13 protein-coding genes are annotated in these 14,622 nt (G+C 60.3%); 4 read left to right on the top strand and 9 right to left on the bottom strand.

Annotated elements, in window-relative coordinates:
- Nucleotides 1–182 precede the first annotated feature (182 nt).
- The 9 genes from ACM6I5_RS00810 to ACM6I5_RS00770 all read right to left on the bottom strand — a co-directional run bounded on the left by ACM6I5_RS00810 (nt 183) and on the right by ACM6I5_RS00770 (nt 9,728).
- Complete coding sequence (locus ACM6I5_RS00810) at nt 183–935, bottom strand: S24 family peptidase (protein WP_414883003.1); 753 nt, start codon at nt 933–935, stop codon at nt 183–185.
- A gap of 226 nt (nt 936–1,161) precedes the next feature.
- The gene (ppa, locus tag ACM6I5_RS00805; protein WP_003205933.1) at nt 1,162–1,689 is read right to left on the bottom strand and encodes an inorganic diphosphatase; all 528 of its coding nucleotides are present in this window, start codon (nt 1,687–1,689) and stop codon (nt 1,162–1,164) included.
- 113 nt (nt 1,690–1,802) lie between these two features.
- A complete protein-coding gene (locus ACM6I5_RS00800; RefSeq protein ID WP_414883002.1) occupies nt 1,803–2,615 on the bottom strand; it encodes a zinc-dependent peptidase in 813 nt (270 codons plus the stop codon).
- A 3-nt stretch (nt 2,616–2,618) separates the two neighbouring features.
- On the bottom strand, nt 2,619–3,275 hold the full coding sequence (locus ACM6I5_RS00795; protein ID WP_017341020.1) for a DedA family protein: 657 nt from the start codon (nt 3,273–3,275) through the stop codon (nt 2,619–2,621).
- A 364-nt stretch (nt 3,276–3,639) separates the two neighbouring features.
- Nucleotides 3,640–4,101, bottom strand: a complete 462-nt coding sequence (locus tag ACM6I5_RS00790) for a GNAT family N-acetyltransferase (protein ID WP_017341019.1) — start codon at nt 4,099–4,101, stop codon at nt 3,640–3,642.
- A 114-nt stretch (nt 4,102–4,215) separates the two neighbouring features.
- On the bottom strand, nt 4,216–5,040 hold the full coding sequence (gene eutC / locus ACM6I5_RS00785; RefSeq protein WP_414883001.1) for an ethanolamine ammonia-lyase subunit EutC: 825 nt from the start codon (nt 5,038–5,040) through the stop codon (nt 4,216–4,218).
- An 8-nt stretch (nt 5,041–5,048) separates the two neighbouring features.
- Nucleotides 5,049–6,443, bottom strand: a complete 1,395-nt coding sequence (locus ACM6I5_RS00780; protein WP_414883000.1) for an ethanolamine ammonia-lyase subunit EutB — start codon at nt 6,441–6,443, stop codon at nt 5,049–5,051.
- 198 nt (nt 6,444–6,641) lie between these two features.
- Nucleotides 6,642–8,012, bottom strand: a complete 1,371-nt coding sequence (gene eat, locus ACM6I5_RS00775; RefSeq protein WP_253405119.1) for an ethanolamine permease — start codon at nt 8,010–8,012, stop codon at nt 6,642–6,644.
- Nucleotides 8,013–8,207: 195 nt separating this feature from the next.
- Nucleotides 8,208–9,728, bottom strand: coding sequence for an aldehyde dehydrogenase family protein (locus tag ACM6I5_RS00770; RefSeq protein ID WP_017341015.1), 1,521 nt, complete (start codon nt 9,726–9,728; stop codon nt 8,208–8,210).
- A 449-nt stretch (nt 9,729–10,177) separates the two neighbouring features.
- Between ACM6I5_RS00770 and ACM6I5_RS00765 the strand changes: the two genes are divergently transcribed.
- From ACM6I5_RS00765 to ACM6I5_RS00750, 4 genes are all read left to right on the top strand, one after another.
- A complete protein-coding gene (locus tag ACM6I5_RS00765) occupies nt 10,178–12,091 on the top strand; it encodes a sigma-54-dependent Fis family transcriptional regulator (protein WP_414882999.1) in 1,914 nt (637 codons plus the stop codon).
- A 203-nt stretch (nt 12,092–12,294) separates the two neighbouring features.
- Nucleotides 12,295–13,644 (top strand): UDP-N-acetylmuramate:L-alanyl-gamma-D-glutamyl-meso-diaminopimelate ligase, encoded by a 1,350-nt coding sequence (mpl, locus tag ACM6I5_RS00760; protein ID WP_017341013.1) that lies wholly within the window; start codon nt 12,295–12,297, stop codon nt 13,642–13,644.
- On the top strand, nt 13,641–14,273 hold the full coding sequence (gene ubiX / locus ACM6I5_RS00755; protein WP_008035761.1) for a flavin prenyltransferase UbiX: 633 nt from the start codon (nt 13,641–13,643) through the stop codon (nt 14,271–14,273). Before mpl ends, ubiX begins: the two co-directional genes overlap by 4 nt.
- A complete protein-coding gene (locus tag ACM6I5_RS00750) occupies nt 14,266–14,550 on the top strand; it encodes a YceK/YidQ family lipoprotein (protein WP_017341012.1) in 285 nt (94 codons plus the stop codon). Before ubiX ends, ACM6I5_RS00750 begins: the two co-directional genes overlap by 8 nt.
- Nucleotides 14,551–14,622: the final 72 nt, after the last annotated feature.

Here is a 14,622-nt window from a genome sequence, read left to right as displayed (position 1 = left end):
TACTGATTTTTTTGGAGAATTCCCAGCTTGGTGTGCGGGGCAGGGCTGCCAGGTGCCTTGGATGGAGTGGCTGATCCGGGGTTTGAGGCGAATGTTCTGCCGTCTTCGCGGGCAAGCCCGCTTCCACAGGGATCGTGTGATGCCAGTGGAAGTGAGCATATCCGTATGAAAACAATGCAGTGTTACAGGAATGGCACCGGCGGCCTGCGTTTGTTTAGCGTCGACCACCAGAACACCCATCCCAGCACCCTGATGTTTTCTTCTTCGATTTGCGGAGGTCTGATGACCTCGTCCGGGTATTCGGCGCTGTTGTGGCTGCGCATGCGAATCGCGTTGCCCGGCACCCGGCTCAGGTACTTGATGCGCAGCATGCCGTCGTGCTCGATGGCGTAGATCTCTCCGTCGACAATTTGCGTGAGCCCGCGATCAATGGCGACGATGGAGCCGTCTTCGATTCTTTCGGCCATGCTGTTGCCGACCATCCGGGCGCAGATGGCGTCGGCGTGATTGATTTCCAGGGAGTCGAGATCGCTGCGTGGCAGGCGGATCGATTCGCTGGGGTCTTTGATGACGTGGGTTTTGTCAGCGCCGGGTGTGATGGCCGTTTCTTTGTAAAAGGGCAGTTCGATGTCGACGGGTTCGATGACCCGATAGGTGCCGCGGATCGACTGGGCGTCGAAGGCGTTGCCGGAGTCGTCGACCAGACGTAATTCCCTGGCGTCTTTTGGCCCTTCCCCGGTTTTCAGCCATTCGCTGTTCACGGAGAGTCTTCTGGCAACATCCTCCATGCGGTAGTCGGGCACTCCGCGGGAATACCAGTTGTGGACAGTTTGAGGGTCGGAAATGCCCAGGAATTCGGCAAATCTCGTGGTCGTGATTTGGACCTCTTTCAGGAGCATTCTGAATCGTGGGCCGCAGGTTTTGTTCTTTTTCATAAACACGAGTCTAGCCGCGCGGCATAAGGCTTTGATTCAACAAAACGTTCAAATTTAACGTGAAATTTAAGTCTTGATGTAAGACGTCTTTGGTAAGAATTAAACAAGGAAAAACCGCTGCACCCGCCAGTTAAACGTGCTGTTTAAGCTGATTCAAACACGCACAAAAAACCCCGGATCAACCGGGGTTTTTTCAAGTCGTCAGTGGCGCAAGGCCAGTGGCGTCTCAGCCTTTATAGGCAGCAACCGACTTGGTGATCGCTTCGCGGGCGGCGTCTGCACCGGCCCAGCCTTCGATTTTCACCCATTTGCCTTTTTCGAGATCTTTGTAGTTCGCGAAGAAGTGCTCGATCTGCTGAATCAGCAGGGGTGGCAGGTCGGTGTATTCCTTCACGTCGACGTACAGCTGGGACAGCTTGTCGTGCGGGACTGCGATGACTTTGGCATCGCCGCCGCCGTCGTCGGTCATGTTCAGGATGCCGACCGGACGGGCGCGGATGACGGAGCCTGGAGCAACCGGGTAAGGGGTCACGACCAGCACGTCGAGGGGATCACCGTCGTCAGCCAGGGTGTTCGGGATGTAACCGTAGTTGGCCGGGTAGAACATCGGGGTGGCCATGAAACGGTCAACGAACAGGCAATCGCTGTCTTTGTCGATTTCGTATTTGATCGGCGCGTGGTTGGCCGGAATCTCGATCGCGACGTAGATGTCGTTCGGCAGGTCTTTGCCAGCCGGAATCTTGCTGTAGCTCATTGGGCGGTGCCCCCGTTAGTTGACCAAAAACACTTGGCCGGATTGACCAAAAAGTGGCGGCGATTATAGGCATATTCCGCCGTCGATGCCATGCACCAAGGGTCTTGTAGACCTTAGTCGCGTGCCTGATAGACCGGGTCTTCGGCCAGAAGTTGCCGCAACCGGGCCAATGGGTCCTGTCGGTAAAACAGCTTCAGCTGTTCATACACCCGAGGATACGCCTCGTGCAGCAAATCCGGAGCGCTGAAGAAGTATTCGCTGGTCACCGCAAAGAACTCGGCGGGGTTTTCCGCCGCATACGGGTCGATGGCGGTTTCGGCGTCAGGGTTGCACTCCAGTTGCCGGTCGAGGTCGTCGTAGGCCTCTTGCATGACGCTGGCCCAGTCGCTGACGCGCATGTCGGCATGCAGCGGCGGCAGGCCATTGGCGTCGCCGTTGAGCATGTCGAGTTTGTGCGCGAGTTCGTGGATCACCAGGTTGTAGCCCTCCCAGCCGCCACTGGCCATCACGCCGGGCCAGGCGAGGATGATCGGGCCTTGCTGCCAGGCCTCACCGCTGTGCTCGCCGTCCCATTCGTGCTCCACGCCACTGGCGTCGCGATGGCGCTGGGGGCTGAGGAAGTCGTCGGGGTAGAGGACGATTTCGTGAAAACCCTGATACCAGTTCAGATCGCCCAGGTTCAGCAAGGGCAATTGCGCCTGGGCGGCGAGCAGCAAGCGCTGTTCCTGATGGAGTTCGACGCCGGGCAGGGCGGTCAGGTGTTTGTCTTCCAGGAACAACACACTGGCCTCGCGCAGCCATTGGTCTTCAGCGGCGCTGATGCCGTCGAGAAAACTCAGGTGATGGCGCACCCGCTGCCACATGTCATCGGCAATCGGGTGTCTGGCGAGAATGCGCCGGCGACGCCAGGCGCTGAGCGACCACATCGCTCAGCGGGGTTCGGCTTTGGAGGCGGAGCTGCCGAAGCGGCTGCGGACCAGGCCAATGATCATTGGCACCAGCGACAGCAGGATGATGGCCACTACCAGCAGCGACAGGTTTTGCTTGATGAACGGAACGTTGCCGAAGAAGTAACCGAGGGTCACCAGGCCGCCCACCCAAAGGATGGTGCCGAGGACGCTGAAGGCAAAGAAACGCGGATAAGGCATTTTTGCCACGCCGGCGACGAACGGTGCGAAGGTGCGGATGATCGGCAGGAACCGCGCCAGGGTCACGGTTTTGCCACCGTGCTTGTCGTAGAAATCGTGGGTTTGTTGCAGGTAATCGCGACGGAAGATTTTCGAGTTCGGATTGCTGAACAGACGTTCGCCTGCCGTTCGTCCGATGACGTAGTTGGTGCTGTCACCGAGGATCGCCGCGAGCATCAGCAAACCGCCCAGCAGCACAGGGTCCATGCCGCCACCGGCCGCCACGGCACCCGCAATAAACAGCAAGGAATCACCCGGCAGGAAGGGCATCACCACCAGGCCGGTTTCACAGAAGATCACCAGAAACAGAATGGCGTAGATCCATGGCCCGTAGTTGTTCACCAGCAAGTCGAGGTAAACATCGAGATGCAGGATAAGGTCGAGCGGGTTGAAATCCATGGGGGGCACCTGTGGTGACGGCCCGACTCGGCAGGCCTGTGCGGATGACTTCGCGTAAGGCTACAGACGGGTGTAGTTTTTCTTACAAGCCGGAAAGGTCGGCATTATACGGGCTGGAAAGTGAAAAGCGCGTCGAGTTTGTAGCGGGGGATGTCTCGAAAATCACAGTCCGACAGGCTGCACACACCACCTGTGGCGAGGGAGCTTGCTCCCGCTGGAGGGCGAAGCACTCCCAGAACCTGGGTTCGCGGTCAGCCAAGGGAATTACATTGGCCGATTTTACGACGGCTGCGCAGCCGAGCGGGACGGTGCGGCGATCCGACGAGCTCCTTTGCCACAAAGAGCTCGCCACAGCGTGGAGGCGTTACAGCTCGTCGCTGATCGGCAACACGTAGTTCTTGAACTCGGTGTCTTCCTTGAACCCGATGGATTCGTAGGTTTTCTGCGCGATCTGGTTGTCGCTGCTGGTGGAAACGCGCATGCGCACGGCGTTGGTTTCCTTGGCCATTTTTTTCGCGGTGCGCATCAGATTGTCGGCGACCAACTGACGGCGGGCGTCTTCAGCGACGTAGATATCATTGAGGATCCACACGCGTTTGAGCGAAAGCGACGAAAAGCTCGGGTACAGCTGACAGAAACCCATCAGCTTCTTGTCGTCGTCATCGGCCAGGGCCAGGTAGATCACCGACTCCTTGCGGCGCAGGCGTTTCTCGAGGAACGCCCGGGACGAGTCCGGATACGGCAGGGAACCATAAAACTCGCGATATTTGACGAACAACGGGGTCAGCAGGTCCAGGTGTTCGAGGGTCGCTTGAATAATCCGCATCGATAGGTCTCGTCTTCAAGTGGCTGTCTTGCTCTGACGGCGAACGGTTCTCACTCGGGCAGCCGTGTTTCGATCCTGCCTGAAACCGAATGAGAAACGCAATGCGGAAACGGTTCAGGCCTTCGGCGAATTCAGTAGGAAATTACCTTTGATGTCCGCTCCTGCGTCCGACTCCAGCGTCTGAAGCTGCGCTTCGTCCTTCAGGTTGACCCCCGACAGCTGCCGCCGACAGGCTTCACGCATCAAATAAAGCAAACGGTGTGCCGCCATGCCATAACTCAAGCCTTCCAGTCGCACATTGGAGATGCAGTTGCGGTAAGCATCAGTCAGGCCGACCTTTGGACTGTAGGTGAAATATAACCCCAGGCTGTCTGGCGAGCTGAGTCCAGGGCGTTCGCCGATCAGGATCACCACCATTTTTGCGCCCAGCAGCTCACCGATTTCATCGGACACAGCGACCCGGCCTTGCTCTACCAGAATCACCGGAGAAACCGTCCAGCCATCGACTTCGATCTGCTCTCGCATGCGCGCCAGGAAGGGCACCGTGTGACGGTGCACAGCCAGTGCCGACAAACCATCGGCCACGACAATCACCAGATCGACGCCGCCGGGATGGGCTGAAGCATGATTGCGCAAGATTTGCGCCGACTCATCGCTCAATTTCCGCCCCAGGTCAGGGCGCTGCAAATAAGTGTCCCGGTTTGTGGCGGCGCTGTGCAGGAGCACACTTTCGTATCCGCACTCGGCCAACTGGGCGGTGAGCCCGGCATGGTCGAAGGGCAGGTGCACCGCGTCCCGGGCCTGGGCGTGGGCGTACTGAAAATCCAGCTGTGCGCTGGTGGGCATGCTGGTGCCGGTACGGCCCAGGGCAATCCGCGCCGGGGTCAGGCGCCGCAGTGCCAGCAATGGATTTTCTGCATCAACAGGCGGTTTATCCATTTCGACACTCATCCCAGTTGCCCCAACGCCTGGCGGAAGGCGGGCGGCAGGCTGTCGCCGAAATGAATCTTGCCGTCTGCCTGGGTGAAGATGCCCATTCTGGCCAGCCACTGTTCGAATTCCGGAGCCGGCTTCAAGCCCAGGGTTTGTCGGGCATAGAGCGCGTCGTGGAACGAGGTGGTCTGGTAATTGAGCATGATGTCGTCGGATCCGGGGATGCCCATGATGAAGTTGATCCCGGCCACGCCCAGCAGGGTCAGCAGGGTGTCCATGTCGTCTTGATCGGCTTCGGCGTGATTGGTGTAACAGATGTCGCAGCCCATCGGCACGCCGAGCAATTTGCCGCAGAAGTGGTCTTCCAGACCGGCACGGATGATCTGTTTGCCGTTGTAGAGGTATTCCGGGCCGATGAACCCTACAACCGTGTTCACCAGAAACGGTTTGAAGTGTCGCGCCACGGCGTAGGCTCGGGTTTCGCAGGTCTGTTGATCGAGGCCGTGGTGGGCGTTGGCCGACAGGGCGCTGCCCTGGCCGGTCTCGAAATACATCAGGTTTTGCCCCAAGGTGCCGCGATTCAGGCTCAAACCGGCGTCGTAGCCCTCCTGCAAAACGTTCAGGTTGATGCCGAAGCTGGCATTGGCCGCTTCGGTGCCGGCGATCGACTGGAACACCAGGTCCAGTGGAACGCCGCGATTGATCGCTTCGATGGACGTGGTGACGTGGGTCAGCACGCAGGCCTGAGTAGGAATTTCATAACGCTGGATGATCGCGTCGAGCATTTCCAGCATTGCGCAAATCGAGGCGATGCTGTCGGTGGCCGGGTTGATGCCGATCATCGCGTCGCCGTTGCCGTACAACAGACCGTCGAGAATGCTCGCGGCGATGCCCGCCGGTTCGTCGGTGGGGTGATTGGGTTGCAGGCGTGTGGATAAGCGTCCGCGCAATCCCATGGTGCCGCGGAATTGCGTGACCACGCGGATTTTCTGCGCGACCAGCACCAGGTCCTGCACGCGCATGATTTTCGACACGGCCGCGGCCATTTCCGGCGTCAGTCCGGGGGCGAGGGCGCGCAGGCTCTGTTCTTCGGCAGCGTCACTGAGCAGCCAGTCGCGGAATCCGCCGACCGTCAGGTGGCTGACCGCGGCGAAGGCTTGTTTGTCGTGGGTGTCGATGATCAGTCGGGTGACTTCATCGGCCTCATAGGGAATCAGCACTTCCTGCAGAAAATGAGTCAGCGGGATATCGGCCAGGGCCATTTGCGCGGCCACACGCTCGCCATCGTTGAGGGCGGCGACGCCGGCCAGAAAGTCCCCGGAACGCGCCGGGCTGGCCTTGGCCATGACCTCTTTCAGGCTGGCGAAGCGATAGGTCTGGGCGCCGACGGAATGGGCAAATGTGGCCACGGTGTCCTCCTGATTCTGTAAATGTCTCAAATACACCGCCAAACCCTTGTGGGAGCCAGCCTGCTGGCGATTGCAGTGTGTCAGTCGAAATCCATGCTGACTGTCAGGCCGCAATCGCCAGCAGGCTGGCTCCCACAAGGGAACTGTGTGCACTTCAATAAAGCAGGCGCCGGGCTCATGGCCCGGCGCCGGTGCAACTCAGACGCCTTCGAGCATCGCATCCGCCGGCGCATCGAAGCGCTGCTTGGCGGTCAGTTGGAAATACAGGTAACCGGCCGCCATGAACCCGAGGAACACGCAGCCAATCAGCGGGTTGAACCACGCCATCGCCACCAGGCACACCACCGCCAGGAACAGCGCAATCCCCGGGACGATCGGATAGCCCGGCGCGCGGAAGGAGCGCTCCAGGTTCGGCTCGGTTTTACGCAGTTTGAACAGGCTCAGCATACTGATGATGTACATCACGATGGCGCCGAATACCGACATGGTGATCATTGCCGCCGTCAGGGTCATCCCTTGCAGGTTGACCAGGCCGTCGCTGTAGATCGCCGCGATGCCGATCACGCCGCCGGCCAGAATGGCCCGGTGCGGGGTCTGGAAGCGCGACAGTTTGGCCAGCGAGCGAGGCAGGTAACCGGCACGGGCCAGGGCGAAGAACTGGCGCGAGTAACCGAGAATGATCCCGTGGAAGCTCGCCACCAGCCCGAACAGGCCGATCCAGACCAGCATGTGCATCCAGGTCGAATTGTTGCCGACCACGGCTTTCATCGCCTGGGGCAATGGGTCGTTGATGTTCGACAGTTGACGCCAGTCGCCCACGCCGCCCGCCATCACCATCACGCCGATCGCGAGGAACACCAGGGTCAGAATGCCGCTGACGTAGGCCTTGGGAATCGTGCGTTTCGGGTCCTTGGCTTCTTCAGCTGCCATCGCCGCGCCTTCAATGGCGAGGAAAAACCAGATCGCAAACGGGATCGCCGCAAAGATGCCGGGGATGGAGGCAATGGTGAACTCGTTCGAGCCCGACCAGCCGTTGAGCACGAAGTTACTGAAGCTGAAGCCCGGCGCGACCACGCCCATGAACACCAGCAACTCGGCGACGGCCAGAACGGTGACCACCAGTTCGAAGGTCGCGGCGATGCTGACGCCGAGGATATTCAAGGTCATGAAGACGAAATAGGCGCCAACGGCTGCAATCTTGGGGTCAAGTTCCGGGTATTGCACGTTCAGATAAGCGCCGATGGCCATCGCAATGGCGGGTGGCGCAAAGACGAACTCGATCAGGGTGGCGATGCCGGCGATGAGGCCGCCTTTCTCGCCAAAGGCCCGCCGGCTGTAGGCAAACGGCCCGCCCGCATGGGGAATGGCGGTGGTCAATTCGGTGAAGCTGAAGATGAAGCAGGTGTACATCGTCGCCACCATCAGCGCGGTGACGAGGAAACCCAGGGTGCCTGCGGTGCCCCAGCCGTAACTCCAGCCGAAGTATTCGCCGGAAATCACCAGGCCGACGGCAATGCCCCATAAATGCAGGGTGCCGAGTGTGGGTTTGAGCTGTGTGGAAGAAGTCATAAGTCCTCGCTGTCTTTTTTATTGTTTGATCTGTTGGACTTTCGGGAACTGCATTTACCTGTAGAGCGGGCACGCAAAGCCCGTGCCAGAGCGGCAGGGCGATGATTTGATGTTGTCGTTCAGGGCGCCATCGCGGGCAAGCCCGCGATGACTATCGAAAGGGCGACACGGGAATACCCGTGTGGCCCCCGGTTTTTAGAAGAACCCCAACGGATTGATGTCGTAGCTCACCAGCAGGTTTTTGGTCTGCTGATAGTGGTCGAGCATCATTTTGTGGGTTTCACGACCGACGCCGGATTTTTTGTAACCGCCGAACGCGGCATGCGCCGGGTACAAGTGGTAGCAGTTGGTCCACACGCGACCGGCCTTGATGGCGCGGCCCATGCGATAGGCGCGGTTGATGTCGCGGGTCCAGAGGCCGGCACCCAGGCCGAACTCGGTGTCGTTGGCGATGGCCAGGGCTTCGGCTTCGTCCTTGAACGTGGTGATGCTCACCACAGGGCCAAAGATTTCTTCCTGGAACACACGCATTTTGTTGGTGCCCTTGAGCAGGGTCGGCTGGATGTAATAACCCGTCGCCAGGCTGCCCTCGAGTTTTTCGATCTTGCCGCCAGTCAGCAGTTCGGCGCCTTCGCCCTTGGCGATTTCCAGGTACGAAAGGATTTTGTCGAACTGTTGCTCGGACGCCTGTGCGCCGACCATGGTGTCGGTGTCCAGTGGGTCGCCACGTTTGATTTGCAGGACTTTGTTCATGACTACTTTCATGAATTCGTCGTAGATCGACTCTTGTACCAGTGCGCGGGACGGGCAGGTGCAGACTTCGCCCTGGTTGAAGAATGCCAGCACGAGGCCTTCGGCAGCTTTCTCGATGAACGACGGTTCGGCCTTCATGATGTCTTCGAAGAAAATGTTCGGCGACTTGCCACCCAGCTCCACGGTGGACGGAATGATGTTTTCGGCGGCGCATTTCATGATGTGCGAGCCGACCGGGGTCGAGCCGGTGAAGGCTATCTTGGCAATGCGCTTGCTGGTGGCCAGGGCCTCACCGGCCTCTTTGCCGAAGCCCTGCACCACGTTCAGCACGCCCGGCGGCAGCAGGTCGCCGATCAGCTCCATCAGCACGGTGATGCCCAGCGGGGTTTGCTCGGCAGGCTTGAGCACCACGCAGTTACCGGCGGCCAGGGCCGGGGCGAGTTTCCAGGCGGCCATCAGGATCGGGAAGTTCCACGGGATGATCTGCCCGACAACGCCCAGTGGTTCATGGATGTGATAAGCCACAGTGTTGCCGTCGATCTCGGCAGCGCTGCCTTCCTGCGCGCGGATGCAACCGGCGAAATAACGGAAATGGTCCGCGGCCAGCGGAATGTCGGCGTTGAGCGTTTCACGCACGGCTTTGCCGTTGTCCCAGGATTCGGTTATTGCCAGCAGTTCGAGGTTCTGTTCGATGCGGTCGGCGATTTTCAGCAGCACCAGCGAGCGAGCCTGGGCGGACGTGGCGCCCCAGGCGTCGGCAGCGGCGTGGGCAGCGTCCAGGGCCTTGTCGATGTCTTCGGCCGTGGAACGCGGGAATTCGGCAATCGGTTGGCCATTCACTGGCGAGGTATTGGTGAAGTACTGACCTTTGACAGGCGCGACGAACTCGCCGCCGATGTAGTTACCGTATTTGCTCTTGAACGAAACGATAGCGCCTTCAGTACCGGGGTGAGCGTAACGCATGATGTTTTCTCCTTGGCTTTTTGTATTTGTAAGGAAGAGCGCCTGTGCGCTTGCTTTAAGCGTAGAGCAAAGGCCGGGCCACTGCCCTGCAGGTCAGGCAAATCAAGGCTTTGCGCGATTTTTGTCGGACGGACGGGCTGCGCCTGTGACGCTTTCGGTACGGTGCCCGTGACACTTTGTGCCGTTTGTGGGACAGCCTGTGACCGGGCGGTCTTGCCAGCATTGCATTGGGTCGATGGCTGGAGGATGCTGGACCACAATTGCCACACGGATAACGTGTGTGGCGAGGGGGCTTGCTCCCGCTGGGTTGCGAAGCGGCCCCGGATATGTCTGCCGGTCAGGTTTGGCGAGCGCTTCGCACTCGAGCGGGAGCAAGCTCCCTCGCCACAGGATGTGTTCCAGGCTCCTTAGTGGGGTTTCAGCACAGCTCTCGGAGAGAATAATAAGAAATGCACGACAACCATTTGAGTCGCCATGCCCAGCAAGTGCTGACCGTGACCCAGGGCAAATCCCACCTGCACGGTCCCGGCAGCGACCCGTCCATCGCCCGGTCCTGGCTGCGCTGTCTTGAGGACTATCACCTCGACCCCGCCCTGACCATGGCGCCGACGGTGCTGGAGCATGGCCGTGTCCTTGAAAGCCGCGAGCGCTTGCAGCAAGTGCTGCACATCGCCGGCAACGAAATGAGCAGCCTGCATCAGCAACTCTCCGGCGCCGGTCATGCGGTGCTGCTGACCGATGCGCGCGGGGTGATCCTCAACTGCGTGACTGCGCCCGCCGAGCGGAAGATTTTCGAACGCGCCGGCCTCTGGCTCGGCGCCGACTGGAGCGAAGCCTGCGAAGGTACTAACGGCATCGGCACCTGCCTGGTGGAACGCCAATCGCTGACCATCCACCAGGACGAACACTTTCGCGGCCGCCACACCGGCCTGACCTGCTCGGCGAGCCCGGTGTTCGACCCGCATGGCGAACTGCTGGCGGTGCTCGACGTGTCCTCGGCGCGTCACGACGTCTCGCGGCAAAGCCAGTTTCACACCATGGCGCTGGTCAATCTGTCGGCGAAGATGATCGAGAGCTGCTACTTCCTGCGTTACTTCGACAATCAGTGGTTGCTGCGCTTCCACCTGCAGGCCGAATCCGTCGGGCTGTTCAGCGAAGGGTTGCTGGCGTTCGACGGGGAAGGGCGGATCTGCGCGGTCAACCAGAGTGCGCTCAACCTGCTGGGCCATGTTCGCGGCGGACTGCTGGGGAAACCGGTCGAGGCGTTTTTCGATTGCTCGCTGGACGAGTTGCTGGGCCGAGCGAGTGTGAATGCCAGCGCCAGTTGGCCGCTGCGCACCCGCGACGGGCGAAGTCTGTTTGCCGTGTTGCGTGGTCAGCCGCGCAGCATTCCGGTGCCCGTGGTGCCTGCTCCGGTGATCAGCGAGCCGTCGCGGTTGTCGGGCATATGTTTGGGCGACGTCGGGTTGCAGGAAGATTTTCGCAAGTCCCTTCGCGTCTTCGAACGGGACGTACCGCTGCTGATCAATGGCGAAACCGGCTCCGGCAAGGAGGCCTTCGCCAAGGCGGTGCATCAGGCCAGTCAGCGGGCGCAAAAGGCCTTCGTTGCGCTCAATTGCGCGGCCATCCCCGAAAGCCTGATCGAGAGCGAACTGTTCGGTTATCGCGGCGGCAGCTTCACTGGTGCGCGCAAGGAAGGCATGCGCGGCAAGTTGCAGCAGGCAGATGGCGGGACATTATTTCTGGATGAAATCGGCGACATGCCCCTGGCATTGCAGACCCGGCTATTAAGGGTGCTCGAAGACCGGCAAGTCGTGCCGATTGGCGGTGAGCCGGAGTCGGTCAACGTCCGGATCATCAGCGCCACTCACCGTAATTTGCTGGAACGGGTGCAGGACGGCAGCTTCCGCGAGGATTTGTATTACCGGCTCAACGGTCTGGAGATCGCACTGCCGGCGTTGCGCGAGCGCAGTGACAAATCCCAGTTGCTCGATTTTCTGCTGGCGCAAGAGGCGGGCGGGGAGGCGGTGCTGATTGATGAGCCGGCACGCCAGGCCTTGCTGGGTTTTGCCTGGCCCGGAAATGTGCGGCAGTTGCGCAATGTGCTGCGCACGTTGGCAGCGTTGTGCGACGGCGTGCGGATCGGGCTGGAGGATTTGCCGGTGATGATTCGTCAGGCGCGACCGATGCCGGTGGTTGCCGTTGACCAGCCTTCCGAACACCCCTTGGACGATGCCGAGCGGCTGGCGTTGTTGAATGTGCTGGAACAGACGCGCTGGCATATGACGAATACCGCCGAACAGCTTGGTGTCAGCCGCAATACCCTTTACCGAAAACTGCGCAAGCACGGGATTGCCCGGTAAACCGCTTTTGTGGCGAGGGAGCTCGCTCCCGTCGCAATCAAGGAATGCAATAAGCCAGAGTAATCGCGAGCGCAGGTGGGGGCCGCTGCACGCCCCAGCGGGAGCAAGCTCCCTCGCCACAGTGGTGGTGGCAAGTCTCAGCTAAAGAGTGCGATTTCTGCCTCTCTAAGCTAACCTGCGGCCATGTTTTACGAGGTCGACTAATGCACATTCATATTCTTGGTATCTGCGGCACTTTCATGGGTTCGATGGCGGTTCTGGCCAAAGAGCTGGGCCATCATGTGACCGGCTCCGATGCCAACGTCTATCCGCCGATGAGCACTCAGCTTGAGGCTCAGGGCATTCAGTTGACCCAGGGCTACGACCCGGCGCAACTCGATCCGGCCCCGGATCTGGTGGTCATCGGCAACGCCATGTCCCGCGGCAATCCGGCGGTCGAATACGTCCTGAATAAGGGCTTGCCGTATGTCTCCGGCCCGCAGTGGCTGGCCGATCACGTGCTGCAAGGTCGCTGGGTGCTGGCCGTCGCCGGCACGCATGGCAAAACCACCACCAGCAGCATGCTCGCCTGGGTGCTGGAGCACGCGGGCATGAGCCCCGGTTTCCTGATTGGCGGCGTGCCGCAGAATTTCTCGGTGTCGGCGCGTCTGGGCGGCACGCCGTTCTTCGTGATCGAAGCCGACGAATACGACAGTGCATTTTTCGACAAGCGCTCCAAGTTTGTTCACTACCGCCCCCGTACGGCGATCCTGAACAACCTGGAGTTCGATCACGCCGACATCTTCCCCGATCTGGCGGCTATCGAGCGACAGTTCCACCATTTGGTGCGGACTATCCCGAGTGAAGGCCTGGTGATCCACCCGACCACCGAACCGGCCTTGCTGCGTGTGATCGAGATGGGCTGCTGGACCCCGGTGCAAACCACCGGCGCTGGTGGTCAGTGGCAGGTCAAACTGCTGAGTGAAGACGGTTCGACATTCGAAGTGATGTTCGAAGGCGTCGCTCAAGGCGTGGTCGAGTGGGACATGACCGGTCAACACAATGTCGCCAACGCCTTGGCCACCTTGGCGGCGGCGCGGCATGTCGGTGTCGTGCCGTCCATGGGCATCGCTGCGTTGAGCGCGTTCAAAAGCGTGAAGCGCCGGATGGAAAAAGTCGCCGAAGTCCGTGGCATCACCATCTACGACGACTTCGCTCACCACCCGACTGCCATCGCCACGACCCTCGACGGTCTGCGTAAACGCATTGGCGACGCGCCATTGATCGCCATCATCGAGCCGCGCTCCAATTCCATGAAGCTCGGCGCTCACCGTGATGGCTTGCCGGAAAGCGTGGTCGATGCCGATCAAGTGATCTGGTACGCACCGGCCAACCTCGGCTGGGACCTGAGCGCTACCGCGGCGCTGTGCACGGTGCCGTCGATTGTCAGCGATTCTCTGGAAGGCATTATCGAGCGCGTGAAAAGCCAGGCTCAACCCGGCACTCACGTGGTGATCATGAGCAACGGCGGCTTCGGCGGCCTGCACGGCAAACTGGCCGAGGCGCTCAAATGAACAATGGCCCGGAACGCATCACGCTGGCGATGACCGGCGCTTCGGGCGCCCAGTACGGTTTGCGCCTGCTGGACTGCCTGATTCGCGAAGATCGCGAGGTGCACTTCCTGATCTCCAAGGCTGCGCAGCTGGTGATGGCCACCGAAACCGACGTTACGTTGCCGCCGAAAACCCAGATGATGCAGGCCTTTCTCACCGAGTACACCGGCGCTGCCGCGGGGCAGATTCGGGTGTACGGCAAGGAGGACTGGATGTCGCCGGTGGCCTCGGGCTCCGGCGCGCCGTCGGCGATGGTGGTGGTGCCGTGTTCGACTGGCACGCTGTCGGCTATCGCGACCGGTGCTTGTAACAACCTGATCGAACGGGCCGCTGACGTCACACTGAAAGAGCGTCGCCAGCTGATCCTGGTGCCGCGCGAAGCGCCGTATTCGAGTATTCATCTGGAGCACATGCTCAAGTTGTCGAACATGGGTGTGACGATCTTGCCCGCGTCGCCGGGCTTCTATCATCAGCCACAAACCATCGATGACCTGATCGACTTCGTCGTGGCACGGATTCTCAACCTGCTGAACATCCCGCAAGACATGCTGCCACGTTGGGGCGAACACCATCTGACCAGCGATGAATAAGCTGCTGATGGTTGTGCTGGCTCTGCAACTGGCGGGCTGTGCCACGGTGCGCACGCTGGATGCTGCCAAGCCGGGGGCTCCGGTGGTGTATGCGGGAACGCGACTGGATTTGTACGCCATGAATGGCGGTTGCTGCGCGATGGATCGTTTTGGGGCAGAAGCACCGAGCTATCCTGGTATTGATCTGCCGGCCAGTGCTTTGCTGGATACGTTGCTGTTGCCGTTGTCGGTGTTGACGGTGATCGGCGTGAGTTTTCAGGCGACCGGCGGGTTGTAGGAGTAAGCGAGGCTTTTTGTGGCGAGGGAGCTTGCTCCCGCTGGGCTGCGCAGCAGTCCCAATTTATGGGGC

The organism is Pseudomonas sp. IT-P171, from assembly GCF_949767765.1.
GTDB lineage: Bacteria > Pseudomonadota > Gammaproteobacteria > Pseudomonadales > Pseudomonadaceae > Aquipseudomonas > Aquipseudomonas fluorescens_B.
Note: the sequence above shows the minus strand (reverse complement) of the source record. Positions and strands in the feature narration are given on the sequence as shown.

What these genes read in the sequence shown, in the direction of transcription:
- ACM6I5_RS00765 (WP_414882999.1), top strand. Translation starts at nt 10,178, where the DNA reads ATGCACGACAACCATTTGAGTCGCCATGCCCAGCAAGTGCTGACCGTG.
- eat (WP_253405119.1), bottom strand. Translation starts at nt 8,012, where the DNA reads ATGACTTCTTCCACACAGCTCAAACCCACACTCGGCACCCTGCATTTA.
- ACM6I5_RS00800 (WP_414883002.1), bottom strand. Translation starts at nt 2,615, where the DNA reads ATGTGGTCGCTCAGCGCCTGGCGTCGCCGGCGCATTCTCGCCAGACAC.
- ACM6I5_RS00810 (WP_414883003.1), bottom strand. Translation starts at nt 935, where the DNA reads ATGAAAAAGAACAAAACCTGCGGCCCACGATTCAGAATGCTCCTGAAA.
- ppa (WP_003205933.1), bottom strand. Translation starts at nt 1,689, where the DNA reads ATGAGCTACAGCAAGATTCCGGCTGGCAAAGACCTGCCGAACGACATC.
- ACM6I5_RS00790 (WP_017341019.1), bottom strand. Translation starts at nt 4,101, where the DNA reads ATGCGGATTATTCAAGCGACCCTCGAACACCTGGACCTGCTGACCCCG.
- ACM6I5_RS00750 (WP_017341012.1), top strand. Translation starts at nt 14,266, where the DNA reads ATGAATAAGCTGCTGATGGTTGTGCTGGCTCTGCAACTGGCGGGCTGT.
- ubiX (WP_008035761.1), top strand. Translation starts at nt 13,641, where the DNA reads ATGAACAATGGCCCGGAACGCATCACGCTGGCGATGACCGGCGCTTCG.
- ACM6I5_RS00770 (WP_017341015.1), bottom strand. Translation starts at nt 9,728, where the DNA reads ATGCGTTACGCTCACCCCGGTACTGAAGGCGCTATCGTTTCGTTCAAG.
- mpl (WP_017341013.1), top strand. Translation starts at nt 12,295, where the DNA reads ATGCACATTCATATTCTTGGTATCTGCGGCACTTTCATGGGTTCGATG.
- eutC (WP_414883001.1), bottom strand. Translation starts at nt 5,040, where the DNA reads ATGGATAAACCGCCTGTTGATGCAGAAAATCCATTGCTGGCACTGCGG.
- ACM6I5_RS00795 (WP_017341020.1), bottom strand. Translation starts at nt 3,275, where the DNA reads ATGGATTTCAACCCGCTCGACCTTATCCTGCATCTCGATGTTTACCTC.